The 26,562-nt window shown below is 45.7% G+C and carries 24 protein-coding genes and 1 CRISPR repeat array (1 of these 25 only partly in view); of the genes, 1 reads left to right on the top strand and 23 read right to left on the bottom strand.

Going from position 1 to position 26,562, the window contains the following annotated elements; all coding sequences use genetic code 11:
- Positions 1-1,318: a CRISPR direct-repeat array (repeat unit 29 nt; unit sequence CGGTTCATCCCCGCGGACGCGGGGAACAC); it reaches 240 nt to the left of the window's first position.
- 83 nt (positions 1,319-1,401) lie between these two features.
- The 10 genes from cas2e to ACEQFP_RS14920 form a co-directional block, all read right to left on the bottom strand.
- Positions 1,402-1,695 (bottom strand): type I-E CRISPR-associated endoribonuclease Cas2e, encoded by a 294-nt coding sequence (cas2e, locus tag ACEQFP_RS14965; protein ID WP_068872115.1) that lies wholly within the window; start codon positions 1,693-1,695, stop codon positions 1,402-1,404.
- Positions 1,695-2,612 (bottom strand): type I-E CRISPR-associated endonuclease Cas1e, encoded by a 918-nt coding sequence (gene cas1e / locus ACEQFP_RS14960; RefSeq protein WP_139108608.1) that lies wholly within the window; start codon positions 2,610-2,612, stop codon positions 1,695-1,697. Before cas1e ends, cas2e begins: the two co-directional genes overlap by 1 nt.
- Entirely contained in the window at positions 2,609-3,235 is a 627-nt protein-coding gene (gene cas6e / locus ACEQFP_RS14955; protein WP_217490966.1) for a type I-E CRISPR-associated protein Cas6/Cse3/CasE, read from the bottom strand. The genes cas1e and cas6e overlap by 4 nt, the downstream gene beginning before the upstream one ends.
- Positions 3,226-3,873 (bottom strand): type I-E CRISPR-associated protein Cas5/CasD, encoded by a 648-nt coding sequence (gene cas5e, locus ACEQFP_RS14950; protein ID WP_068872122.1) that lies wholly within the window; start codon positions 3,871-3,873, stop codon positions 3,226-3,228. Before cas5e ends, cas6e begins: the two co-directional genes overlap by 10 nt.
- Position 3,874: 1 nt before the next feature.
- Positions 3,875-5,014 (bottom strand): type I-E CRISPR-associated protein Cas7/Cse4/CasC, encoded by a 1,140-nt coding sequence (gene cas7e / locus ACEQFP_RS14945; protein WP_217490967.1) that lies wholly within the window; start codon positions 5,012-5,014, stop codon positions 3,875-3,877.
- Positions 5,011-5,547 (bottom strand): type I-E CRISPR-associated protein Cse2/CasB, encoded by a 537-nt coding sequence (gene casB, locus ACEQFP_RS14940; protein ID WP_068872126.1) that lies wholly within the window; start codon positions 5,545-5,547, stop codon positions 5,011-5,013. The genes cas7e and casB overlap by 4 nt, the downstream gene beginning before the upstream one ends.
- Complete coding sequence (gene casA, locus ACEQFP_RS14935) at positions 5,544-7,082, bottom strand: type I-E CRISPR-associated protein Cse1/CasA (protein WP_217490968.1); 1,539 nt, start codon at positions 7,080-7,082, stop codon at positions 5,544-5,546. Before casA ends, casB begins: the two co-directional genes overlap by 4 nt.
- A gap of 11 nt (positions 7,083-7,093) precedes the next feature.
- Positions 7,094-9,796, bottom strand: a complete 2,703-nt coding sequence (gene cas3 / locus ACEQFP_RS14930; protein ID WP_175384172.1) for a CRISPR-associated helicase Cas3' — start codon at positions 9,794-9,796, stop codon at positions 7,094-7,096.
- Positions 9,797-10,597: 801 nt separating this feature from the next.
- Positions 10,598-11,581: a ParB family protein gene (locus tag ACEQFP_RS14925; protein WP_068872129.1), complete on the bottom strand. Its 984-nt coding sequence runs from the start codon at positions 11,579-11,581 to the stop codon at positions 10,598-10,600.
- A gap of 7 nt (positions 11,582-11,588) precedes the next feature.
- A complete protein-coding gene (locus tag ACEQFP_RS14920; protein ID WP_068872130.1) occupies positions 11,589-12,788 on the bottom strand; it encodes an AAA family ATPase in 1,200 nt (399 codons plus the stop codon).
- Between the two features lie 622 nt (positions 12,789-13,410).
- On the opposite strand from ACEQFP_RS14920, the gene ACEQFP_RS14915 reads away from it, so the two are divergent.
- Positions 13,411-14,394 (top strand): replication initiation protein, encoded by a 984-nt coding sequence (locus ACEQFP_RS14915; RefSeq protein WP_068872131.1) that lies wholly within the window; start codon positions 13,411-13,413, stop codon positions 14,392-14,394.
- 58 nt (positions 14,395-14,452) lie between these two features.
- On the opposite strand, the gene ACEQFP_RS14910 is transcribed toward ACEQFP_RS14915, so the two are convergent.
- The 13 genes from ACEQFP_RS14910 to ACEQFP_RS14850 form a co-directional block, all read right to left on the bottom strand.
- Positions 14,453-15,217: a tyrosine-type recombinase/integrase gene (locus ACEQFP_RS14910; RefSeq protein WP_081307020.1), complete on the bottom strand. Its 765-nt coding sequence runs from the start codon at positions 15,215-15,217 to the stop codon at positions 14,453-14,455.
- Positions 15,218-16,140: 923 nt separating this feature from the next.
- On the bottom strand, positions 16,141-16,674 hold the full coding sequence (locus ACEQFP_RS14905) for a hypothetical protein (RefSeq protein WP_139108609.1): 534 nt from the start codon (positions 16,672-16,674) through the stop codon (positions 16,141-16,143).
- A gap of 1 nt (position 16,675) precedes the next feature.
- Positions 16,676-16,870: a FaeA/PapI family transcriptional regulator gene (locus tag ACEQFP_RS14900; protein WP_370548789.1), complete on the bottom strand. Its 195-nt coding sequence runs from the start codon at positions 16,868-16,870 to the stop codon at positions 16,676-16,678.
- Between the two features lie 8 nt (positions 16,871-16,878).
- Complete coding sequence (locus tag ACEQFP_RS14895; protein ID WP_074428762.1) at positions 16,879-17,859, bottom strand: hypothetical protein; 981 nt, start codon at positions 17,857-17,859, stop codon at positions 16,879-16,881.
- Positions 17,860-18,115: 256 nt separating this feature from the next.
- The gene (locus ACEQFP_RS14890; protein WP_068872132.1) at positions 18,116-18,646 is read right to left on the bottom strand and encodes a fimbrial protein; all 531 of its coding nucleotides are present in this window, start codon (positions 18,644-18,646) and stop codon (positions 18,116-18,118) included.
- Between the two features lie 294 nt (positions 18,647-18,940).
- Positions 18,941-19,483: a fimbrial protein gene (locus ACEQFP_RS14885; protein WP_068872134.1), complete on the bottom strand. Its 543-nt coding sequence runs from the start codon at positions 19,481-19,483 to the stop codon at positions 18,941-18,943.
- Between the two features lie 28 nt (positions 19,484-19,511).
- Positions 19,512-20,063, bottom strand: coding sequence for a fimbrial protein (locus ACEQFP_RS14880; RefSeq protein WP_396464353.1), 552 nt, complete (start codon positions 20,061-20,063; stop codon positions 19,512-19,514).
- A 14-nt stretch (positions 20,064-20,077) separates the two neighbouring features.
- Positions 20,078-20,665 carry a pilus-assembly fibrillin subunit gene (locus ACEQFP_RS14875; RefSeq protein WP_068872153.1) on the bottom strand — a complete coding sequence of 196 codons (588 nt, stop codon included), beginning with the start codon at positions 20,663-20,665 and terminating at the stop codon, positions 20,078-20,080.
- A 28-nt stretch (positions 20,666-20,693) separates the two neighbouring features.
- Entirely contained in the window at positions 20,694-21,425 is a 732-nt protein-coding gene (locus tag ACEQFP_RS14870; RefSeq protein ID WP_074428764.1) for a molecular chaperone, read from the bottom strand.
- Positions 21,426-21,503: 78 nt separating this feature from the next.
- Positions 21,504-24,038 carry a fimbria/pilus outer membrane usher protein gene (locus ACEQFP_RS14865; RefSeq protein WP_074428765.1) on the bottom strand — a complete coding sequence of 845 codons (2,535 nt, stop codon included), beginning with the start codon at positions 24,036-24,038 and terminating at the stop codon, positions 21,504-21,506.
- 148 nt (positions 24,039-24,186) lie between these two features.
- On the bottom strand, positions 24,187-24,774 hold the full coding sequence (locus ACEQFP_RS14860; RefSeq protein ID WP_068872139.1) for a fimbrial protein: 588 nt from the start codon (positions 24,772-24,774) through the stop codon (positions 24,187-24,189).
- Positions 24,775-24,850: 76 nt separating this feature from the next.
- Positions 24,851-25,375: a fimbrial protein gene (locus ACEQFP_RS14855; protein ID WP_068872157.1), complete on the bottom strand. Its 525-nt coding sequence runs from the start codon at positions 25,373-25,375 to the stop codon at positions 24,851-24,853.
- Between the two features lie 124 nt (positions 25,376-25,499).
- Complete coding sequence (locus ACEQFP_RS14850; RefSeq protein WP_074428766.1) at positions 25,500-25,781, bottom strand: PapB/FocB family fimbrial expression transcriptional regulator; 282 nt, start codon at positions 25,779-25,781, stop codon at positions 25,500-25,502.
- Between the last annotated feature and the right edge of the window lie 781 nt (positions 25,782-26,562).

Genomic DNA, 26,562 nt, shown 5'->3' with positions numbered 1-26,562 from the left:
TTAGCCGGTTCATCCCCGCGGACGCGGGGAACACATGAAGCGCCACCGACCCGCGGCATTCTGTCCCTGGTTCATCCCCGCGGATGCGGGGAACACGGGTTAACGTCGGCCAGAAGGAAGCGCTCGTGCGGTTCATCCCCGCGGACGCGGGGAACACGTCCCTACTGCCTCATAGGCTGACTGAAACTCCGGTTCATCCCCGCGGACGCGGGGAACACCCAGGTAACTACCGTGATCAGTACCCCGCCCACGGTTCATCCCCGCGGACGCGGGGAACACCAGGCACTCGCATTCTCGAAGTATTGGATCATCGGTTCATCCCCGCGGACGCGGGGAACACGCTTCGCCACGCTTCACAGAGTAGCTGGCCGACGGTTCATCCCCGCGGACGCGGGGAACACTCGGCAGATCGCCCGGTCAGGATAACAATCGTCGGTTCATCCCCGCGGACGCGGGGAACACCGGTCAGATGATTTGGTGCAAGGTGCGCGTACCGGTTCATCCCCGCGGACGCGGGGAACACGGCAAACCAGTTAACAAAAGACCTAGAAATTCTCGGTTCATCCCCGCGGACGCGGGGAACACGCATCGTTCATTGCGTCATGAAGCGCATGGTGCGGTTCATCCCCGCGGACGCGGGGAACACAATCCATTGAAATGGTGCGAAGGTACGCACACCGGTTCATCCCCGCGGACGCGGGGAACACTTTGCGGGCACATACGATACACACGTTGTTCGCGGTTCATCCCCGCGGACGCGGGGAACACGCGTTTTCGGATTCCGTGAAGTGGCCGGACAACGGTTCATCCCCGCGGACGCGGGGAACACCCCCTAAGACGACAGAGGTTACCGGTCAGACGCGGTTCATCCCCGCGGACGCGGGGAACACTTCCTCACCGCGGGAACCTTGATGGTTGGAGCCGGTTCATCCCCGCGGACGCGGGGAACACGTTTTCAGCTCTTTCACTTCTTCGGCGGCCGCCGGTTCATCCCCGCGGACGCGGGGAACACATGTATCAGCATATTGTGAGGGATGTCGCTGGCGGTTCATCCCCGCGGACGCGGGGAACACTTTGCTTTATTCTCGCCTGGGTGTGACGGTTGCGGTTCATCCCCGCGGACGCGGGGAACACATACCCATTTATGATGGCGGCCAATCTGATCTCGGTTCATCCCCGCGGACGCGGGGAACACGCATCAGCTAGGCCTGATTTTGATGGCGATTACGGTTCATCCCCGCGGACGCGGGGAACACCCCGGTATCCATTGGCGAATGCCGCGCGCTCTACGGTTCATCCCCGCGGACGCGGGGAACACACTTAGCATATCTTATTGATTTTTATGTTTTTTTATAGGGGTTTAAAAACACCACATTATCCAGATTATTAATGAACAATAACTTATTGATTTATAATAGGTAGAAATGAAACCAACCTACAGCCATCCAGATCTACCGGTATTCTTCGATTAGCCCCTAAAGTTTGAAAATCAAATCCCGAATCATTGTTAGTAGGCCATGCCATCACAATATTACCTTGCTCTACCAGCGCCTCGCATTGTTGCCAAATCATCTCCCGTACCCGGCGTGATACATCTCCGACATAAACTCCGGCGCGTACCTCCAGCAGCCAGATGGCAAGCCGACCACGCAAGCGTGGGGGAACGTCTTCAGTCACAACCACCAACATACTCATCACGAACTCCTGTGACCTATATCTCCCAGGCTGGCAGGTTCAGGAATAGCTGGCGGCTGCGCATCCTTAGGAGGTACCGGTGGATTGATTCCTCCGGCAGCAAGCACCTCATCAATTAGCGGGATCAGTTTTTCCAAAGTTCGCTGTTTGTTAAAACTGTCACGACAGGCCAAACGCACGGCGCGCTCCGGATTGATATCGCCCCGGGCAGCAATCTCGAAAGCCTGGGGCACTACGGTCTCAAACTTGATAATATCAGCAATATCATAAACAAACGAAAGCGGCTTACCACTATGAATAAAGCCAATGGCAGGAGCGTATCCCGCCGCCAGAATCGCTGCCTCCGTAATACCATAAAGACAGGAGGTCGCGGCACTGATACATTGATTAGCCCGATCTCCCTTAGCCCAGTCCTTGGGGTCATAGCGCCTACCTTGCCACTTTACCCCATAGCGAGCGGCCAGCAATTTGTAAGTCTCACGCACCCGGGCGCCTTCAATACCGCGCAGCTGTTCCACCGAACGACGACTGGGAGGCGGTTCACCAAAGCGCAACGCAAACATCTTGCGAACTACGTTAAGACGTAGTGTTTCGTCAAGCGCAAGTTTGGCCTGAAAGAGCAGCCGATCGGAGCGCGCCCCACCCGGCTGACCTGCTGCATAGAGGCGGACCCCTGCCTCCCCGACCCAAACCAGCAATGTCCCAGCCATCGCCGCCAATTTGACGGCGGCATGAGAGACACGAGTACCCGGCTCAAGCATCAGGCAAGCAACTGTGCCAATGGGGATATGAGTACGAACTCCCTCCCTATCCACCAACACAAAGGCACCATCGATCACATCAAGTTGCCCATACTTAAGAAACAACATGGATCGACGATCTTTGATGGGTAACGGTTTAATCGGCGGTAACATCATAATTTAGCTAATGAAAGCAAGCCACAGCCCAGGGATTTTGCCGGGCCGATCCCCTCTTGCAACGCCGTCAACAGCGTATGGATATCATTTACTCTCAGATAGCCTTCAAAGGTAGCCGTCATCACACTAAGGCGGTTAGTACCTTTACTACCGTATTGCATGGCAGAGTGACTGACCAACGCCTGAACAGGCGTAAAGCCGTGGCGTAGCCCTTGGCGACTCAGCCAAGCCAACTGTTCTTCCTCGCTAGATAATCCTCTGCGTTTACCATCATGGGTCACGGTCGGATTAGCCCGCAGCCGAAAACGATAGATACGCTCATGCTCTATCCACTGCGCAGCCATCAAAATCTTTTCTTGCACCTCGCCCAGCAGATAATAAGGAAGCGCACGTAGCGGCCCCCAATCAGCCGCCGTTTTTGATTGCACCAATAATTGAGGCTGCTGCCAGTTAGCGCTGGACTCAAGACGCCATAAGAAACGCGCCGGTGCTGTTTCTTCGTCAGGCGCAAAAGCCCTAGCCAGAGTGCGATGCAACTCGTAAGGATTAGTCAAATCCCGGCGCACCTCTCGACTTCTTGGATTCAAGATCAATCGGCTTAGGTGCAGTTTGTTCAGGGGCATAGCACCTCCCTAGGTTCCAGTTGCTGAGTGAGCACAAAGCGAGGGCCAAAGCGACGTTCAGCAAAGGGAGCGATGGGTTGATCAAACCGTACCGCCCCTTCTGTGGCCTCCAGTAATAAACGACGGGCCTGCATCCCAGCACCTTCAATTAAGTCTGGATAGTCGCGCAAGGCTGCCAGCAGAGGAGACTCTTGCAGACCATCGGATAGATACACCGACGGTGAGGGAGGACACCCTTTTCGGCCCAAACTGAGTGGCCAATGGGGATAGCGTAGCGCATGGTGAATACGCTTCAACCAGGCAGTCTCGCCCTCAAGAGCGACCAAAAATGCTGCATCGCTCAAATAATAGCGTGGGCTGACAACAGTGCGTTTCATATCGACTTTACCCGCCGCATTGACCACACCAGTAGCAGTCTGATAATCGCGCAATACAATCCCTTCCCGGTCTACCCTGACCCCCATAATAAGGCCCGCGAGATCATCGACAGGCTCACTCCGATCACGCCCAAGGGCGGCGCAAATAAGCCCCACAACCCCTGACTTGGATGGTTCAAGCTGAGTATCGCGCTCATCAAAGTGGCTTGTCGTTCCCCAAGATTGCATGGGCCCTTGTAACCGTAGTAGCAGTGTCGGCATATTATTCTCCCCACTGCGCCTCGACAGTATCGCGTACCCAAGTAGCCAGATCGCTTACTGAACGATGGGCCTGGCTATGCGCGAGCGCCCACCCGCCTGTGAGATCGATATGCGCCCAACGATCCCCACTATCACCGTAGACAGGAGCCAGCTTGCAGGCGTACTCACTCAGCGCAGCTACTGATTGCTCCGTCAGGCTTTTATCATGACGGGGCTGAATAGGCCGCTCGAACGCGTTGGCTAAGTTGAGGGGGCTTTGCCGCAGACTTACACCGATAAACTCGGGTAGATTATGGGCAGCAAAGCTGTTCTGCTTGCCACTCGGAACTGCGCGGACCATGGACTGGATCAGCGCCTCAATAGCCGATGCTGTCAGCGCCTTATCACCTTGTAGATTCTTCAGCAACTTGCTCACATCGAGCAGAGCATAACGGTAAAATGTGGCGGAATTGAACTCGATCTGGCCAATCATACCCGCACCAGTTTCGTCAGGACCGCTGACATCATCGACCGCGGTGAAGTAATCAAAATCACGCTCAACCCGATGGGTGCTGATGGCATGAGCTACCTGGCAGGCTGCATCCTGATTGACCTGGGGCAAGTCAGCCAGCATACGCCCGAAGAGAGCGACATCCACCGCCTTCCCTCCATCGAGCAACGCCTTGGCCTGTTTTGCTAACTCTGCAGGGATGGCCGCTTTACTCTCTTTTTTACTTTTTTTCTCACCAGTAGCCGGGAGCACCAATACCTCCCAATGATCTTCAATCAATGCGGCAAAACCGGCTATCTCACGCTCACCAAGAAACAACAAATACTCGGTTTTCCCCCCATCTTTGAGCTTGAGCCCAGCGGCAGCCAAGGCTACTTCAATCTTGCCGATCGCTTCTTCTTGATCTCGATCAGCAAGCCTTTCCAGCAGTAATGCTTGTAGCCTCTTGGTGCGCAGTGCGCGATATTCCGGAGGGATCAGCTGCTGGTCACGGCAATAAAGACGCATGGCGCGCTTAAAACACTGACTACTAACCCGTGCCCGTCGCTGCCCCCCAAAGATGGCATCCTTGGGAGCTCCGGTGTCATCTCGATTCAGATTAGAAGGGGCAAAGTTCTGGATAAGATGCAGTTCAACAAACAGGGCCATCATTTTTCTCCTTGAGGGATTGCGTCGTTTGAATCGGTATGGGCGGCTACGCGGTAAAAATCTGTAGCCCAACGGCAACGTAACTTATCGAGCTGCTCGCATCGGGTAGGATTAAGCCAATCGGTGAGATCTCTTAGTAAGTCGTTATAATCGATGGCTATCCCCTGAGATCTCAGCAATGTGACAGCATGGCGCAATGGTTCAGCCAAGCTTGCACCATCACACTCAAGCAGTGCGATAAAGCGCCCCTCAATGGAGGGACTCTGTTCCTGCTGGCGATAGAGAATTCCCATCGCCTGTGCCAAGGTCATTGCGCCATGCTGAGGATGGAGCGCAAAGAGCCCAGCCACTAAATAATGCGACTGACGACGTGCTGAGTCAGGATGCTCATTGGCAGCGATAAAGGGCTCAACATAGGGAAAAACGCGAGGAGCACTGCCGGGGGGAAAGGTAAGACTGCGCCGCAGCTCAGCCAATGCCCCACGATTGCGCTGGGCGAGTCGCTGTAGATGGTCAACAAAAGCGTGATCACTCATTGCACTTCTCCTGTTTCGTTAAGGGCAGTCAGTTGTTTCCTAATCGCTGACCACACACGGGGCTGCACCTTGGCATTAGCGCGCCAAAGGCGCGCCCCACCGCCTTGACTTGTTAGCAACGTATCCCATGCAGCTAAAGCGGCGCCTTTTAACGCCCGCTGCCATTGCCTCTCAGCCACATCAGGATCGTGCTCTAACTGTTGCAGGGTCGTCATCAGGACACGCTCTGCGCGGGCAAAAAAGCACGGCGCCACCGGGCCGGCATCAAATAGGGCGCGAGCACGACTGCGGGTATCCTTTTGTTGGCTATCAGGCAAGGTATCTGCAATCAGTTGAACTGCGGCTCCCTTGAGTGTGCTAAACAGGGTCTCAGCCATTTCCAGCATCTGACGGGCCTCGCGAGTTACCTGAGGATGGTCAAGCAGCGCCAGCGGCAGCGAGACGTTCTCTACCCGCCACCGTAGGAGCTTGGCCTGCTCACTGGCCAGACCGGCGACCAACAGGCGAAGCTGTTTTTTACCCAGCGATTTATTAAGCCGGGTGGCATTATCCAAGATCGCAGCCGGAATCGATTGGTTACCCCCACCATCAGGCAATAGGGCAGGGAGATCGCGCCACAGTGCTCGTCCTTCGCTAAAAGTAAGACGAACCGGTCGGAGACTCCCCGCTCGATAGTTAGCCATTGGATCAGGAGCATGAGGATCCTCTTCCAGTCCCTGTCCCGCAGCAAAACGCAACCAGCTGATGCTCCCCTCTTCCTCACATTGAAAGAGGACGGCGCGAGTCTGACGGGTATAGCGATCATTAGGGCCGCTGGCGAGCACGGCGGCCGCTTTCAAATTGGCGATAGTCAGCGCGGGCCGCTCCCAGCTCGGTAAGTCTTCATGTCCATCAGGTGTGCTAGGATGTAGGCCCAAAATGAGGGTTTGGGCCAGAGTATCCCCTTGCGGTAAGACTGCCGCCGTGTCGGCCAGAGGACCTGCCTTATCAGCATCACGAAAGACTTTAACCAAACCGCCGGGTGTGCACTGTAAAAAACCGAGCAGAGTACGAATAGCCTGAAGCGGGGAGAGCGACCCTGGCGCACTATCCCAGGCATGATTAAACACTACGGGAGCATTGCCACAGACACTAGCTAAATCGATCTGAGTCCAAGGTTTAAACCTATCACAGGTTTCCGTGGCCGTAGCCAACGCAGCCACCTGCATAAAAGGATATTCAGGGTGAAATAGCCAGAAACGATCGCGCCACTTCTCTAAGTAAGAGGTAATGGCCTCGCTAGGCAACCCCTGAGTAAACCAGATGCGTAAATCCTGCTGCCCCCAACTCGATGTCTTCATGCTTAAGGCCCGATGGGTGATAGCAAGCAACAGGCGATATTGGGCCATCAAGGATGGAGGCGCAGTCTCGGCTAATGCCACCACATGGGAGGCCTGCTCAAAGAGGGCCAACAAACCTAACTCCTGAATCTCACCGCTATCCATCCTGACGGGTAACCAAGGCTCATCGAGCAGATTACATCTCTTTATCATCATCACTCCTTGGGTTATTCCTTATTCCGATAGATAAGCCCCAATGTCTGATCGAGCTGGATAGACCACCCGCCTTCCCACTGCGCCCTTCCCTCACTATCGAGTAACAGTGGATAGCAGTAACGAAGCAAGGGACTCTCGACAAACCCTCTAACCTCGGGTTGGCACGTGATATCCTTGACTAGGGCTTGATTGGAAATACTCACTTGTCGGGCACAGAGTTGGCAGGCCAGATCTCGGGTCAGTGGCGCATTCAGATCAATGAGATTTCCCCCCGGTATCAACGTAGTACCTTGTTCACTGGCAAAAAGCGGGATAACCGTGATGCTAGGCTTACCCAGGCGGGTACAGTTAGCGAGCCCCATATCTTCACCCTCGCCTTCTTCGTGGCCCCTCGGTTTACCTGAATAAGCTGATGCCGGATCGGCCTCGGCCCTGATAGCGATATTACAGGCCAGCTGTCGCTGATATTGTAACGCTGCAAGGTGCGCGGCGTAGCTGTACTCCTCGATATAGCGGCGTAGCTCATCCCCAACCGAATCGGGCAACGTGCCATCACCATAAACAGCCTGTACCAACCGATCAATATCGAAGGGAAGTTGCAAATGAGTCTCATCCAGGAGACGAACCCAGGTCATGGCAAGTAGATAAGGATCGTAGACAAAGCGCCAACGGGTAGTGGTCAAATCGGGTAACGTGCCCGGTAAGAGGCCTGCCACAGTCAGCACAGGTTGGCGATGTGCGTCAGGACGTGCTGAGCGTTGATGGCGGTGCAATCGACCAACCCGCTGCAACAGCAGATCGATTGGCGCTAAATCGCTTAACAGAAAGTCAAAATCGATATCGAGTGACTGCTCTACAACTTGTGTCGCTACCAGCAGGGCTCGAGGTGGTCGCACTCCGTCCTTACCAAAAGTAGAGATGACCTCGGCTTCCCGCTGCGCACGCTCATCAGTAGGGAAACGGGCATGAAATAACAAAAGCACAACCTCTTCAGATAGTTGCGCTTTTAGCTGCATAAAGAGTTGCTGCGCCCGCTCAACTGTGTTGACGATAATAGCGCCGCAACCACCTTGAGCGAGGGACGCGAGTGCAATACTCAGCAAATCTTCCGGTGTAGTGCCACATCCAGCCAGTCTGACTGGCGCCATCATCCGACTTTCTATCTTGTCATCCCAGTCAAGACCACGAGCATCGGCTAACACCAGACGCGGATACGCCAGTACCGGCAATGCGGTTGGCTCCACTTGCCATGACTTGAGCAAATCATTACGGCGCCTTGTCGGTAAAGTTGCGCTCATTAGGATAACCGAACATCCCAACTCTTTAAGCCAACGTAATAGCGCCTCAATAAGTCCCTCTGTATAAGTGTCATAGGCATGCACTTCGTCGAGTACTACCACTCGATTAGCTAAGCCCCAAAGGCGCACAAAATGGTGCTTCACATTCAGCACCGAAAATAATGCTTGATCGATAGTGCCTACACCATAAGGAGCAATCAGTGGCCGCTTACGACGAGAAAACCAGCGCGCCGCCTCTACACTTTCAACCTGCTTACCCGCAGTCCCCCACACATCCTGAAGCGCAGCCATCATCTCCTGGCGAGCTGCACCACTGTGGATCAATTGCAGATCAGGCATTTGCCCATGGGTAAACGCAGTAATAAACTGTTGGGCTCGGGCAAACAAGGCATTACCGGTAGCTTGCGTCGGCAGGGCCAGATAGAAGCCGCGATGACCAAGTGTACGCTGTAGATACAAATGAGCCATAAAGGCGAGTTCGGTTTTTCCCTCCCCCATCGGAGCCTCAACCAACAGCAGTGCAGGTCCTTGGCTCTTTTGCAACAAGGCAATACCCTGACGTTGCAATGCTCTTGGCATGACTGACGTACCAGTAGAGAGGATGAGGCCCAATTGCTGCTCAAGCGATATGGGAGCAGAAAGCAAAGGCGTAAAGGGAAGCCAGCCGATAGCTCTCAATGCCTGATGGGCCAATAACTTGGCATGGGCATAATACGCCTTGAGATCATCGCAGCGCATTCCACTTGGGAACCACTCGGTATTGGAGCCGATCCAATCGGCAATGGAGGTCAAACCGGCAAGCCAGTTAATCGCAGGTAGTGGTAACTCGTCGGTGACGATATCTCCTGTCGGAGACAACACCTCCCAATAGGTATCGAGCAATACCTGCCGCGCTTGTTGCCAAACTCGCTCTTCCCTTGTTGCCAGCCCCCTCTCAATTTCTTTTTGCTGTAACGGGTAGCCATGATGCGCCCCGACCGCTTCGGCCACCTGTTGACACCACGTGATATTAGCCCCTGTGCGTACCGGTAACCACGCCTCCAAAATAGCGGTCGAAGCCCAGTCATGCCGATCGCTGCGACGTGATGCCTCAGAAAACGTCAGTCCTTGCGTCTTGGCTAGCTCCAATCCCTGCGGCCATTTTGCCTGAAAACCGGGAATAGCCTTGCCAATGTCATGCAACCCGACAAGCGTAGCTAACCATCGGAGAGTTACTGTAACGGGCAGACCAAATTGACCGGCAAGCCTGCTATGCGTTGCACAGGGTTCAAGTTCCAAGATCACCTCAGCCACTGCTGCAACATCCAGCATATGACCGAGCAAGGGGTGACCCTGCTCATCGTTGCTCTTCGCCCAGAGGACTGCCGCCTGTGGGTTCAAGGCAGAGAATAAGATAGACTCTTTGATCTCATCCACCTCCCGTATTGTAAGTGCCCTGAAAAGGATACGACGCAACGTCTACTTTATGGTTGAGAATTACTAGGGTTGCAGTACATGTAGGCACTTCGATAACCGAATACTACACATCTCAAATAAAACAGATCTTCGTGTACGGAATGTATTTGTACCCCACTTCATAATTCTTATTCTGAAGTACCAAGCACACGATTGACAACGAAACGACTGGCACCGGCGAAACACCTCATTTCACGTATCTGTTGACCATCTTGCATTAACTGGAAGTTGAATGCTTACAGTCGATTCATGTCACTATTTTAAACAAAATTAGGCAGAAAACCGCACCTTATATCCCCGTTCTGAAAATCGGAAGTTTCACGGCATACTGGATAAAATCAAGCTCAGGGATCAAGATAACCCAATGGAGATTTCACCCTGAAATTTTCAACAAAAACCATTTAAATTCAATTTGTTAACTCATGAAATCACGTGGAGAAACATTACAAGTATTCACAAGCTAATACAGAGTGCCTATGGCACCAAAACGAAAAGCGGAGAGGTTGCCAGTAGCAGGCGTATCGAATAGGTATGAGTTCTGCCAAGTATCAGTACTGGGTAGTGCTCAGATCCGATAAGGCGGTGAAACGACAGACTGGATGGATACCAAAGGAAATATTCTATTGTTCAGTACCAGCGGTTTAAGGAAAATCCATCTGAGTCGTATACTTCAGGCTGAAATCGTGGTGATTTCAGCCTGAAATTCTCACATGAAATTCTTTAAATTCATTTAGTTAATAGCGAAATTTACGTGGAGAAACATTACGAATTCTCTCGAGCCAAATGTGCCGCAAGTACCGCTTGAATCGCCTCATCAAGTGCACTCTGTACCTCGGTAGATAGACGATTAAACTCATAACTAAACACTCGCCCATTTTGCTTCTTGCGAGCATAACGATTCTTATCGTTAAAATCCCATAATGGGGTAACTACCGGTTTTGTACGCTCACTATCAGTGAGTTCATGACTATGCTTGCGGAACAATGTCATGATGAGATCTTTACTCTCGTCAGGAGTCAGAGCCTTAGACTGGATCTCACACAACTCATCTTGAAGCAAGGCTACAAATTGTTCTGATGTATAGGATGACAACTGGAGCTTATTATCAATATCCAGCAATACTTTATAGTCAGGAAATGACAGTTCTGACTGTACAGGAAAAACAGCTAACAATGATGAGGGTACACTCGCCGCCTGCAATGCTCTGGTCACCTTAGCTTCAGACAACCCTTCCTGCTTCGCAATTTCTTTTTGGGTTAACCCGGAGTTACGCAACGACTGCAAACGTAATCCGATCTCTCGTAGGTTATGCTCTTTTGCCGTCTGAATATCTTGAGCTAGCTGACGAGCATCCTGTACGGAGATTTCATCTTCTGTGACCATCGCGTCTAATGGACGTTCAACCAACAAAGCGGCAGCTCGCCGGCGAGAGCCATCTAAGATCTCAATCTGCTCTTTCCGCCGTATGCCTATAACGGGAAAGAATTGTTGCATCGCTAAAGTCCGAGTAATGCTTTGCAATGACGCAGGAGTCAATGCAGCCTGTTCTCGACCGTTTGTTTCCTGCTCAACAAAAGTTTGTGTTTCAATCTCATGATAAGGGATCACCACCCGTGTAAATCGCGCTCTTTTTCCTGATGCTAAGGTAAAAACCTGGCTAAAGGAATCTGCCCCCTCAACGGCAACTGATGGGGTCAGAGAAGGCGTAGTAAAGGTGCGCCCAATCGTTTTACGTTTTGTAGACATGCTCACCTCAGTTCATACGGATAAATTCAATACGGTCAAAAACGGCTTTCGCAAAATCCTCTGCCGCAAGCCTAGCGTTTTTTAATGCTTCAGCACTTCCTACATAGGTAGCCGGGTTAGCAGAAATCACGGTATCAAATGACTCACCACAGCGTTCAAATCCGTCCAGGCGGGGTAAACTGACATCCAACATATCTCCCCCAAAAATCTCCTTTGCCAAGCTGTGACACAGCTTATGATCAGGTTTATTAGACAATTTTGACATAAAGCCGATATTGCCTTTCAAACGACACGGATAACCTGATTGCTCAATCAACTCGATAAGCTCTGGCAGTCGAGTGAGATATTTCAGTGTTGAGTGAAAGTCGACTTGTGCCGGCGGAATAGGAGTCATCAGAAGATCCGCTGCTGCAATCGCATTTTTGAGAAAGGCATCCAGATGAGGTCCGCCATCAATGAGGATAAAGTCATAATCTTTTACTAGTTTATCGACGATATTCTCACGTAAAACAGCATGTGGGTTTTGCCCTGAGAGGTGTTCATGACATAACGAATCCCAATCAGAGGCAATAAAAGCATCATCGATTGAAGCAGGGATCACATCGACTCCCGGGATCACTGAAGGTACGATAAACTCGCTCAATAGCTCTTCCCGAGAGACATTTTGTAGCATAGCTTGCGCAGAAGTAGTCTCAACCAAGCCAACAGCATGATGATGATTTAAAAACATTGTCGCTGAGGATTGTGGGTCAAGATCAATGACTAAAATACGCAAGTCTTCCATCAACAAGGCAGGATGAGTACGTAAGGCATGGGCCAGTGATACGGTCGAAACCGTTTTAGATACGCCTCCTTTCAGATTACCTACAAACAAGCAAAGCGCTTCATGGTAACGATCTCGATACTTAGGAACGCCACGATAGTGATAAATATCAATGATATTCTGGATCGTGAGGGCATACTTTTGAGATGAACCAGCAGCACGTTTTTCAAAACTATAGCCTTGGGCCTCCATTTCACTAACAGCATAGTCAACATTTGCTCGAGTTAGTTTAGGTAGCTTGGAGAGTGCTGCTTTTGCATAAACCTGATAAAAGGTATCACCTTTTAATTCAGCTTTTTGTTGCTGGATCTGTTCGCTGAGGGAATGCAGCATTCTATCCGCACGTTGTGCTAACTTGACTGCTGCTTGAGAGTTGGCATACATGGCTATACTCCTTTATGTAAGTTTTATCAGTATAAGCAATAATCCAGCATAAAAACAATTTTTAGATCATGTTTAGTGATGTGTTTCACTTCTTCATAAGGATCAAGAAAAGATCAAATGCCTAAGGCATTTGTTGATCTTTCTCTTTAGATCTTTCTCTTTGTACTCTGGTTTTTTGTTTGTTTTCAATGTGTTGAGTGTGTTGATGTGGAGCATTTTCCTGTGTGGTGTGGATCCTTTTTCTGATTAACGTGGATCCATTTCATGTTTAGTGTAGAGTTATTTTCTGTTGATAAATCATTGAATTGCATCACCAGTGATCATCTTTTGTTAAATAATGATCCGATGATCTATTTGCTATAGGTGGAATCATTTTCTGATAGTCGTACGGTTCTAACGGTGGAATGATTTTCTGTTCCCTTAATGTGGATTTATTTCCTGTTGTATGATTTTTCCTTTTTAGGTGGAAACATTTTCTGTCCTGGTTCTTGAAGAAAAGGTGGAGTGATTTCCTGTTATAAAAAAATCAATTATTATCAATCGATTATGTGTTGAACATTTTTTGCCTCACCCTATCTTATGTGGAATAATTACTTCAATATTCCACTATCGGGTGACAGGGATGAACCATGACAATCTGACTGTTGTTCAGGGAAATGACTTATTGGAAGGGGCTTATGGTGTCACGCTTGATGAGATGAGGTTGTTGAATCTGGCTTTAGCGCAGATTGATAGCCGTAAACCTCAACCTGATACCCTCTATAAGCTCTATCCTAAGGATTACCAGAAAGTCTATGGTGTGAATGTGACCAGTAGTCATCGACAGTTGCGTGATGCAGCGGAGAGTTTGATGAAAAAACCGGTCACCATCTACCGTGAAGATAAGAATGGAAAAATCCGAACCGTTAAGTTGTCCTGGTTTTCCCGATTAGAGTATGTCAGCAGTGATGATCATAGCGCGGTGGTTCTACGCTTTGGCCAAGATGTTGCACCCTATCTTTACGAACTTAAAGAGAGTTTCACTAAACTCGATTTCCTCAATCTAGCGAGACTCGATACACCTTTTTCGATCCGCCTTTACAGTTGGCTAGTGAAGGCGCGTAACCTACATCGCTATCGTAAAAATGATGCGATTGAGGTGACATTAGAAATTGAGTGGATGCGAGAAAAAGCTAACCTACTTGGGAAGTATAAAGATTATCGAGACTTTAGGCAGAAGTTGCTTCAACCGTCGATAGATAGGATCAACGCTGCTACCGATATTTCGGTGATCTGGGAGCCGGTAAAAACCGGACGTTCAGTGACAGCGATCCGTTTTGCTTATGTCGACGAGTCGACCCCTGAAGTGGTAAAACCTGTTCGCCCCCGGTTACCGCGCCGTCCCCATGTAACAGCAGGCTCAGCTGCCGAAGGAGAGTGGGCGCGTAAATGTATTCAGGTTTTAACAAACTACCGTAACAGTTTGTTGGATTATGATGATCAGGCTAAGTTGACCGTGCCTGATCTCCGAAAGTTAGCTGGATGGTATAAGACGATTGGTCACAGTGCGTTGGAGAAATCGGTACTGAAAGAAATCAGTTTACGTACCCGTCGCGTGAAGACATAAAATCTTTCCACCTATAGCGTGAGAATTATCTGATGCAGATAATCTCTCCACCTTTCGCTTAGCATGGAAAACGGGTTGAACTGGGAAGCTGTAGCAGTGCTCGAGCTTCGTCTGAGCTCATCCCAAATCTCACACCTATCTGTCCGGCAACATCGAGTGCAAACACCCGCGTATAGATCTCGGTACTTTTGTAGTCACGGTGTCCCATAAAAGACTGCAAAATTTTAGGGTGAACACGGTTATAAAGAAGATGCATGGCGAAGCTATGCCGGAAAGTATGCGGCGTAATACTCGCTATGGAGAACTGAACCCCTTCATTAGTTGCGGCTTGTAGTGCCTCTTTTAACCAGTTGCGTGCCGTATCGTCCGAAATCTCCCAAACTGGCCTGGTGACATAACGATTAAATGTTGCCAAGTGATCCCGTAATCGACGGACAAATTGGGGATCGAGTAAAGGAACGGTTCGTTTTACGGGACTATCTTTTCCTGGGCGGCCCCGGCGTCCTGCGGTTTGATTACGCTGTTTGAGGGTTCGTAAGATCACAAAGGGTTTGACCGCATCCAGCACTATCTCCCGAGGGGTAACACTCAGGGCTTCATTGATCCGCGCGCCGGTATTCCATAAAAAATCGAACAGCATACGTTTACGAAGATCTTGAAAATGGTCGAGTAACACTGTTATCTCGGGAGCCAAGAGGTAGGCCGGCTGGTCCGAGGTACTCATGGCCATCCGGCGTAGAGCAATGGCTTGAGCGACATCAAAGGACTGGCCAGAGGGGGTGAGCAGAGGGCCTGCTGTGGTGTCACGCGTGATCAGTGTCATCGGTACTCCTTCTTTTTGTTCAGTGAGCAGAAAATCATTCCACCTTTCCGACCAGACGATCTGGCCGCTTCCAAGTGGAGAGGGGGATGAATAGTGCGTGCGCTACGTAAAATCTGCAGTAGGATAGCCTTGATGGATTTTTATTTTTCACGTAGCGCGATCATCCGTATCATGGTGCATATTGCGTGTTTTTTCTGCTAATTGTCGGGTGTGTTTGTACTATTGTGCCTGATCCTGACGCGGGGATCGTCTGCAAAAAATCCCCTCGCCTGGATCCTTTTTTCGGTAAAACACACCATACAAGAATAAATCACGAATCCAAGGAAGGGTAGGTGAAGGGCTGAGGAGTGGAATGATCTGTCGATAGAGCACAACCATTACAACATATGGTGTGTTGTCTCAACATGCAGGCACATCATGTTGATTGTCCACAGAAAATGTGGATAACCCTGTGCAGATCGTCAATATAGGGGTTTTACCTAATGCTCCGAAATGATGTAAAGAAACCTCTTGGAGTGTTAGCTTACAGCTAAAAGTAAATTTCTAGGGGAAAAATATGGTTAAATAAATAGAGAAAGAGGAGGACATCAGATGCTTGATATAGTTAGTGATGGATCAAATTTTTTCAAGGAAGGATGTTGTCTATAGTTCGGTTGGGGTTTTTACTTTCCTATTTCTAGTTAATGAATTATGGAAATATAGTTCATTATAAGTATCTATATCTTGCTTAATTATATTTTAAATAAAGAGAAGTCTATTATCATGATTAGGTGTTTTGGGTAAATTCACTTTTCGATAAATGTTTATGGTATAGATGCTTATTATTTATATTCACTAGTGTCAGTGATGATAGTAATTTATATTATCCATGTAAGAATGCTACTTCTATATGTGATAGAATTATTCATTCCCTTTATCTTTCTCTACAGATAACCAGTCATAAAAACTCGTAAAACATGCCAAGACTCAAAACCTAATCTTTGAAGGAGGGTTGATCTATAGTGATAATTAGTAGTTGAGCTTTTTTGACATGTTTTCTCATATTTAGATATATTCGTCAAAAAAGATTCCCAAAAAGAATTAGTATCTTTAGTCACGGATGTTTTTTTCTCTATAAAATAGCTAATTGCTGATAAGAGATTATCTGAAAATCCATACAATGAAATGCTACCACTGATTAACGTGATGCCACATTTTCTAATAAGGAATGCATTATGTATCTTTTCTGGGCAAGTAATAATTACATACATGCCATATTGTTTATTAAAAATATATGCTAAATACAAATATTCCCACCATCCTAATAGAGGAGCTGAACTAGCACAGATAATTATCACATCATCTTGACTAAGATTTATGTTGGAATTGAAATAAATACTTCTAATTAAGTTTTTTGAAAGAATGGTTTTTATGCCAATTTTTTCATAAAGATCATTGCCTAATATTAATATATTCATGTTATGATAGATACCATCGAGTTGCTTTCCCTTTTACATGTTGCTCAGGAGTAACGAATCCCTGATGAGAAAGTTTCTTCAAATAATAAGTAGCACAGTAGATAGTTACACCAATACCATTTGCGATATCTCTAGTCTTTAATGGACTGACATGTGCATGTTTCTCCTTCATAAGAAAGAGTATTTTATTGGCCATATCATGATTCATTGTATATCAATAAGCAAAACTTGAGATGCTTTGAACTTACCAGGGATAAGCCTTCCATTAATTCGTAAAATTGAACTTATATTTATCGAGGTTGTACTATCTTTAGGAATATAAATATTTCCACCACTGGATAGACCATTAATAACTAACTTGCTAGATATTCCATTTTTAAGGTCAATGTCTTTTGGATTATCTGCACTATTACCATCTAACCATTTTAATTTAAAATTAGCCCCTTCGCCTTGACAGGAAAGTTGCATTGCAGATGTTACTGTGTTCCCTGAAATATCAGCAGGGGTTATTACCCCATGAGAAAGTTGGATATCTTTCCCTGGTCCAACTGATGCAGAGCACCAGCTTTTTACACTAGTTGTTATATTTATGGAGACCGGTCTAAAAATGTATAAGTAATTCTTTAATTTAGATATAATTTCACCCTCACTATACTCAGAACGTCCAGATGTTACATATATACTTACTGCTTTACTATCACTACCTGCTTGATATATCTGAGATACCCTATATGTCTTCTTCATTCCATTACCAACAAATTCCCTATCACTTCGTGTTCCTGTTGCACTACCTCCAATTTGATAATCAGCACATATTCTTGGTGCTTTACCAGTTTCAATCCCCATTGATTCTGAATCTACGAGATCTAATCTCATATTTCCCATTTCTATAAAAGGTGGCCAATTATAAAGCTCGTATTTTTTTGGTTTAGATGATGGGAAGGAGCATCCTGTATCTCCAGGGGTCCAGTTTAATGTTGCTGTATATAATGCTCCGCTCCCAGGAGGAGTAAGCGTACGGATGCTAAGTAAATCTCCTTGTTTTAAAAACGGAGGAATATCTGCGATCGCAGAAAATGAAGTGACTAAGTTTGAACCCTCAAGATATGTGTTTAGTTTTGCATGGCTTGAACCGCATAAAAATACTGCACTGTAGAGTATTGCAATAGAGTATTTGTTTTTCATAAAGATTATCCTAACGTTTATTGGTTTTTAAAATATTGAAAGCATCATTAGATGATGTCAGAATTAGTTTCAAATATATAAAAGGTATCTGCTTATTTTGTGTGTGGGTTTCTATAATTTTTCTTACTCCATCGTAGAAAATTTTACTAGATAAATAGTGCTTTATGACTATTTTGTTTTCGCAAACACTAAGGAATGCACGTGATAATATTGATGAATATGTGTCGGAACTAATGGTGAGTAATTTATATCTATATTAGAAATAAGATATGCTCATATTGGCTGAGGCACTAAATTTACCTGTTGATAACTCATCAACGCCATTTTTGACAGGTACTGCTGTAAATGTAAAACTTTTACCAGAGAAACCATCCGTCAGAGGGTAGCCTATTGTATTTTGTCCATTACTTTCTCCATCACCTAGATTTAATTTCGTTGTCATGCCACTTCCTTGATAAAGAGCTATGCCGAAGTTTGGGATACTTGTTGCAAGTACATTAGTATTACCACTTAGTTTTGTACCTGTAACCTTAATCCACGCGTCTCCTTGAGAGTCACTGCAGTTGACAGGTATGCTAACTTTCTTCTGGTGCTTCTCATTTTCTATATCTGTAATTGAAATATTATCAAAATCTACCTCAATAACTTTATTATCATTTATTTTGCAAGGTGGTATCTGTAGTGTCCCAGTAACATTTATCTGGACATCGATTGCCGATACCTGCATGGAAAATAATAACACAAGACCTATAAACATATATTGTGAGATTTTTTTTGATTTTGTCATTTTTTTCCTTTTTTATTTTTTATTTAATATTATTAACCTCTGCGTTACTCGTTGAGGATTACTTCACTCTCGCTACACTGCCCTATATATCATGGTTGCACCAGATGAGATTTTTGGTGAGTATCCACTATTACTATCTGCTTGTTCTGCTGCTAAAACTATAGTTATCATTCTATGCCTATCTATTTAATGTTAAGAACATTTTTGAATAAAGATGTATACTCATACAATAGTTACGATATGACTATGTATCTCTCATCCATAAAAAGTGACATATCATAATCTCTGTCAATTTTATTCGTAACGAACTTCCATATTAGCCGACGATGAAAACTCCCCTGCTGTTAATAGTTCTATGCCTCCTTCATGCCCCACACCTGCAGTAATTATAACTTCATAATTACTACCGCCTATATTATTGATGGCATTATTAGAAAGGTTCTGATAAGTTCCTAGATTTATTCCTTGACCTATGTTTTCCTTTGTTCCTTGGTGAAGATAAATAACCAGTTTTTCAGTATCATACTTAGATGTTTTTATACTGTTTTGAGCCACAGAAGCTTGACTTCCTGTTATTTTTATTTTCGGTTTCCCAAGGTTATAAGGACAGTTCACCGGTACTCGAATTGTCTCCCAATTATAGCCTGTGTTCGCAGTACTTAGTGTTTGTATTTCAATATTACCAAAATTTGTCTCAATCAAATTTCCGTTATTAATCGTACAATCTGGAACGATAAGATTACCTTTGAATTGCAAGTTGTCTGAGGCTTGTACACCGACAGTCAACATACACCAGAATATCGCCATTGCCGTTATCTTATTGTTAATGGTTTTCATAAAATCACTTGACCTCATTGTTCGTTTTTTAATTGTAGCTCAGTTCAAAAGTTGCCATTGCATAAAAGCTACCGGGTTCTACACTTTTAGTGTTGATTGCTTCTGGCGTTGCTTGAATATATGCGTTATATATCAACGTAATGCTGTCTTTAGTCACTTCGTTGCCATTACCTTTATTATGTACTTCCCCTAAAGGTAGAAAAGTTTTTCCATCTGTATCCACAATGCCAATCCCTAGACGCCCGCTATTTATACCACCAACTTTCAGATAGCCAGATAATGCAGGTTCAGGCTCCCCATGGAATGTCAGACGAACGAATTTCCCTAATGTGGTCAGGTGGCAGTTTATCAGCTTTACTGAAAAGGACTCTGTTGGTGAGCGCCCTGGAAAATGCCAAAAATCTTTTGCTGGTCGAGCTTTAAATATAACATCCTGTATTAAACTTGCTGCTGCAATCTGACAAGGTCTGTCTAAAAGACTACCCTTAAAACCTAACTCGGATGCCCCTCCTGCTGCAGGTAAAAGTACTATGGATAGTAGGGAATAAAGTAACATCTTGGACACGTTGTTATTTAACATAACGACTCTCCCTCTTATTCATAGTCCAACCGTAAATGTAGTAGGGCTATGTTGTTTTGTTGATTCATATAGGACTTTCCCTGTGTCCTAACTGATTTTTGTTGGTTTAGTAGTACCTGCTGTTGTGCTTCACTCAACCAGTAGGTAAGTTGGTTTTTTCCACCGAACATGATGGCACGACCACTGCTGATCATCTGTTCGCTTGGCTGGAATACACCTCTCTCAACTCCAGTCAATAGGGCTGTTTGCATCACCATCATACTGGTACGTCCTGCGGGTGATTTAGTGGATGTCACTGCGCCACCATCACCACAGCCCAGTAAATTCAGTTTTAGCTCATAACGCGTAATCATACCGTTGACACGTTTTTGTAAGGGTAGCGCTACCTCAGTCGTCTCAAGTTTACAAGGGGATGAAAGTAATGCACCACTTACTAGCAGCATCCCTGTTCGGCCGTTATATTCACTCACCCACTGATGACGGGTCTCATCTGCTGCAAAAAAATCATTTTGCCTCACTAGTTCATCCGCTTGCAGAACACTGTTCATGCTACAGGTTACCAGTAGTGCAGCTAGATAGATCTCTGCTGTTGTCCTGCTCATTTCCGCCACCTCATCCAACTTTACGTCCTTATTTCTTGACTGCTGTACAGCGATTGCCACTACAGGTAAACGGCAGGACTGGGCGGCCACCGTAGTCATTGATGTAGCTTAAGTACGGAGTATGGTATGTTACCGACTTTACTGTTTGCGCTGATTTTGGTGCTAGCATTACTGCTTCAAACTCTCCCTCTTTAGCTTGCTTTTCACTGCCGCCTAGACCAATTATGGTTATGTAGTAGGGGGTAGGGTTCTCAATCTGATATCCGCCAGATGTTTTATTCAGTACTAATCGATCTTGCCATACAGTATTCGGTTGTGTTTCGATAGCTTTTGGTCGATAAAATAGTTTGATTTTGGTCTGTAGAGCTATCTGAAGCACATTCGCTTTATCACTTCTTGGAGGTATTTCTCTAAGATTGAAGTAAAATAGGGACTCACGATCCTGAGGAAGTTTACTGATATCAGGAGTACTGCTCAAACGAACCATACTTTTAGCTCCCGGCTCTAGTCGCTGTACCGGTGGTGTAGCTACTATTGGTCCGGTGATGATTTTTTCTTGTTTTTCATTCTCTATCCAGGCCTGTGCTAGATATGGTAACTGTTTATTGTCGTTAGCAATATTCAGTGTTATCGATTTCTCTCCACCGTTAAAAATTGCACGCGTACGATCTAGAGAAATCGCTGCCTGTACTACAGGTACTACACTTAGGCACGCTACCGCCATCAGCGTCTTTTTCATCGCCAGTTTCATTTTTACCATTACTTTCTTCTCTCTGTTTTTGTGCCGATGGTGTTCTATCTACAAAACAACATCGTTCATTTGTTTACATGCATTCCGTCACTTCGCTTTACGACATGGAAGTAGTAGTTGTTTTGTCGACTCTAGATTTCCGGGAATATCTACCACACACTGCGTTTTACCGTCCCAGCCTACATTCAAAGTTTCACCGGGATTTATCCCACTCAGCCAAGTTAATCCACTGTCTGCTATCATACCCAGTTCACGTCCTTTCGCGTTTGTCACACTGGCACCAAATGGTGGATAGCTGTTGTCAGTCAATCGCAGCACAGCGAACAAACGTAATCCTTTAAGTACCGCAAACTCTCGGTAACCAATGGCTCCCTCCGTTAATACAGACTCCACTACCGAACGAGTTGCCTCCATATCTTCCGGCAGTTTATTCAGATCTACCGAGGTCGTATTACGGTAATAGCTACTCACATCTGTCACTACACCAATACCCCAACGGTTAGTTGAGACTCTGCCACCGTCGACAGGTACATCACCGACGCCATCGGTATCGATCAGCAGTCGAGTGCCTCCATTCATTCCTCCGGCATGCAAGGCTGCACCTTTAGTGGTGAGAGTGGCACCACCTGATACGCTCATTCCAAATGAGGTATAGTTATTCTGTGCTGCGGAAAAGTTTGCTGATAGATTCGCTAATGGGCTACTGTGGCTGTAATAGGCGCTTATTTGACCTTGTGATGGTTGGCCGTTACCTGCATTGATACCTGCATTTAGGCTATAATTATCCAACCCCCCATTTAGTGTGTTGCTATACCCCACTACATTAGTGTAACGGTCATTGCTCATACTACCACTGTAACTGGCGGTACCTGTTCCCCATGGCACAGACAAGCGCAGAAAAACAGAATCGTTATATGTTCCTCCGTCACTATTGCTACTTTGTTGATAGCGAGAGCGAGAAGCGCTCAAGCCAGCTGAAATATTTTTAAAACCAAATATATCAAAATAACGATTTAGCGATAATGTATAATAGTTTGCGGTGCGACGATCCCAGTAGGTTTGGTGGCTGTATTGTAAGCTAAGTGAGGTCTTTCCATCCTCAAGATTCTTATTTAGTGATAGATCATATTGCTCTTTCTCTCGTCCTGTAAAATCATTACGGTAACGTGCATCGAGATATTGCTGCATCGTCATATAGTTTCGCTCAGAGAAACGGTATCCGGCGAACTGAATATCTGCATTCATGTCATCAAAGCGCTTGGAGTAACGCAGACTCCAAGACTTTCCTTGCTTTGCATCTATTCCAGATAGACGAGCCATTGATTGCGTCACATCTGCCGATAATGTGCCGAACTCACTCAGATCACGGCCGACACCGACAGCCAGAGCGTTATAATCCCCAGCAATGATAGCTCCACCGTAAAGCGACCATTGATTGCTGATACCCCATGATGCCTCTCCAGCAGTAAATATCGGACCTTCAGTGAAATGCTCATAACTTCGAGATCGCCCTGAAATCAGCTTGTAACGTATCTGCCCTGGCCGAGTCAGATAAGGCACATAAGCCGTATTAACTTGAAAAGTCTTCTTCTGACCATTTTGCTCAATAACCTCCACATCTAGGCGGCCACGTACAGAACTGTCCAAGTCTTGAACAGTGAATGGGCCAGCCGGCACGGTAGAGTCATAAAGGATGCGTCCCTGCTGCGAAATCACGACACGCGCATTTGTATCCGCGATTCCTGAAACTTGCGGTGCATAGCCACGTAATTTTGGCGGTAACATACGCTCATCGCTTTCCAAGCTAGCTCCGCTGTAACGCCATGAACTGAAAATCGCTGAATTGATATAGTTCTCACCTAGCGTCAGATTTGCATGCCAATGTGGAATAGCGCGATACATGTAAAAGCGACTCCAAGTGAACTGACTCTCGCTTCCCTTATCGCTCCCAGTTGTATGGTTTAGATTTCCTTGGTAATCAGCCCGCAAGCGCCATGCAGTAAAATTAATACCTGCGGTACCGTTATACCCAACAGACTGAGATTGCTTTCCCTGATGAGGCTGATTGACAGTTCCACTGATGTTGTAATCAAAAAGTAGCCCAGGTATACCATTATCCCAACGCGATGGTGGCAACCAGGAAGCATCGGAGTATTCTAGCCAAGCTTGAGGTATATTTATATGCAGGGTACCCTCTGGCGGATTTGGGTGAACTTCCACGCCAGGTAACTGCTGAAAGTTGGCACATTGCTCGTGTCCCTGGTATTTTACTTTTTCTAATGCTGAAGCGGTTAATCCCATCCGCTCTACCATATCAGGTGTTAGACAAGCTTGCGGTAATGGTTTCTTTTTTTCGCCATCTCCTTCCGAGGTTGGTAATTCCACAACATTAACTTGGAAAGTGGATGGAGAAATATTCTGGTCATTTACCATAATTTCCATCTGGTAATGACCAGGTAGAATGTAGCCAGCTTGAGAGAAACGAGAAAAATCAATATTATTTCTATCTTCAGCATCTAATACATCTGTATTAAAGTCGACAGCATAAGCTTGCTTGCCCACCAGTGAACCTATTAGTACATATATGATTATATTAATATTAAAACAGGCATTGATTCTCATTATCACCCATTACCTTTAATATAGTTCACCCCTGCAAATAAAAAACATATACTCCGACACAATCAGGATGTGAGTTTATTTTTCTGTAGAAATAATTAATATTTGGGGATTTTCTACCCGTCATTTCTAGGGTGTTGCTATTTGTTTGTTATTCATAATCTACTTTAAATCGCAATGCAGCATAATAATCCCCGGCCTTTAAAGGCTGTCCATTACGGACAACACGCAAGGTATAATCCAGCTCATCCTCATTCCCTTCGAGTAATAATGGTGGCATTGCTTTCCCAACCTGGATCAAGTTACCCTGATTATCAAATATTTGTAGATTTATGCCTTTTGCCTGACCAATTAATAAAAACTTTTCAGGGGTCTCTCCCTTAATACCATCAAAAGTTACCCGGACACGGATTCCTGTGTAAGCTCTATCTCCTATTACAGCTAACTCACAGTTGCGCAGCCGTAGCCTGAAACGTTTTTCAGGCCCTGCGAAACTATTTTGTAAATCACGAACTGGAGTCGCCCCCATATCAATCGATTGGTATGTATCTTCCATTGCTAATGTACAGGCCGGAGCAATCACCTCCCCTTTAAAACTTGCCCGACCATGCCACCAGACATGTCCCTCATTCCAGTATTCAGGTAGGTTCATACTGGGAGGGGGAAATGAAGGCAAAGGTGTAGATTGAACTATTGCACTCCAAAAAAATATTACTGAGAGGACGATGCGCCAGTACATGCATTACTCCTTCTGCCACGGTGATACAATAAGGCAGGATCTAAAGATCCTACCTTATTAAGCCTGGATGTAACGATTATTGATATGCCAGAGTAAAGTCAGTAACTGCTGTAAAAGCACCTTCTGTGACTGCTGGGGCACCAGTATTAGCTGCAGTCACCCATGCCTGATAGTGCAGAGTATTAGAACCATCAGTGATGGGAATCGCAGCAGTAGCTTTCCCAAATTCAACATCTTTACCATCTTGACCAACCATTACAATGCCTGCGCCAGTATTTGAAGCACCCAGCATTTTTTTACCACCATCTACAGTGTTACCACTAAAAGTGACTTGAACTGTTTTATCAACGCCCCCCAGTTCACAATTAACCAGTTTAATATTTACGTCTTTTTTAGTAGAAATTCCACCACTATTTAAGTGAGCTTTAGAAATTTGGCCAAAATCAATCGTCTGATCCGCTGACTCTGGGGAAATACCACACGGAGCATTAATAATCTCCCCTTTAAAATTAACGGTACCAGACCCTTGATTTGTCGCAGCATTAGCACCAAAAGAAACCAGAGCCATTGCAATTGCACCAGTCATTACACTTTTAATCATTTTCAACCATTCCTTTTTTATAATGAAATATACCAGCATAAATATTTTGCTGGTATTAGTAAGCTTGAGAAGCTCACTAATATCAGCAAATTATAATGCTGTAATAGCTCAATGCTGTCATATTCTAATGTTCAAATAAATAGTAGCTTGCCATCTGTCCAACAATATTATTAACATGAGTAAGTCTTTTTAGACTTACAGAAAAATAACTTAGGGATACTTTGTATTTTTCGCATGCCTCTCCTCGTGTATATCCTAATACGAGAAAATCCATTAATGCCCGAACTACTTTTTCACTCCTAATAGGAGATAATTCTATTAATAACCAAAAATGAGACTCTGATATCTCTCCTGGTATTAGTGCTGCTTTATCCTTATTTATAAAAAAGGAAGAACTTTCCTGCATTTACATTATTATCCTTTCTAATGCTTAGTATGTTTAGATTGACATTATTTATTTCATTTTTATCACAGTTTTTTCTTCCAAGAAAATAAAAATTAGCGATCTTTTATCTTACTCAATAACAAATGAGTGGATGTTTATTCTTTTTTTGTCGTATTTAATAGTTTTATTGCGCTGTGTTAAATAGGTTATACAAAATAAAAGATCGTTATCTTGTTAAATTTTAGATTGTTTAACTAATTAATTAGTTGCACATAGTATGTCTGCGGTCAAAAAAACATATACAATAAAAGCTAAATAAACTACAATATGTTAATATTAAATGATGAAATTAATTTTTTGCTATGTAGTTCTAACTGAGCAATAGGCCTAAACAAAACTATGTGTTAGTAATATCTAATTGTTTAACTTAGTATTTTTTTTCGTTTTACTAGCATGAGTTAAATTCAATAAGCGTTAGGTGATTCAGTAATGAATGAAGTCAACATTTGAATCGTTACAGGTTTAACAGACACCTCAGAGTCATTTATGGACTGACCCCACCCCAGTAAACGATTCTGCCCTATAGATTGGACTGACCCCACCCCAGTAGACGATCCTGCCCTATAGTTTGGACTGACCCCACCCCAGTAGACGATCCTGCCCTATAGTTTGAGCATAGGAGAGCGTATGGGCACACCACGATTTACACCTGAATTTAAGGAAGATGGACTGACCCCACCCCAGTAGACGATCCTGCCCTATAGTTTGAGCATAGGAGAGCGTATGGGCACACCACGATTTA

Source organism: Edwardsiella sp. A.80236, assembly GCF_044540725.1.
In the GTDB taxonomy this organism is placed as follows: Bacteria; Pseudomonadota; Gammaproteobacteria; order Enterobacterales; family Enterobacteriaceae; genus Edwardsiella; species Edwardsiella tarda.
Note: the sequence above shows the minus strand (reverse complement) of the source record. Positions and strands in the feature narration are given on the sequence as shown.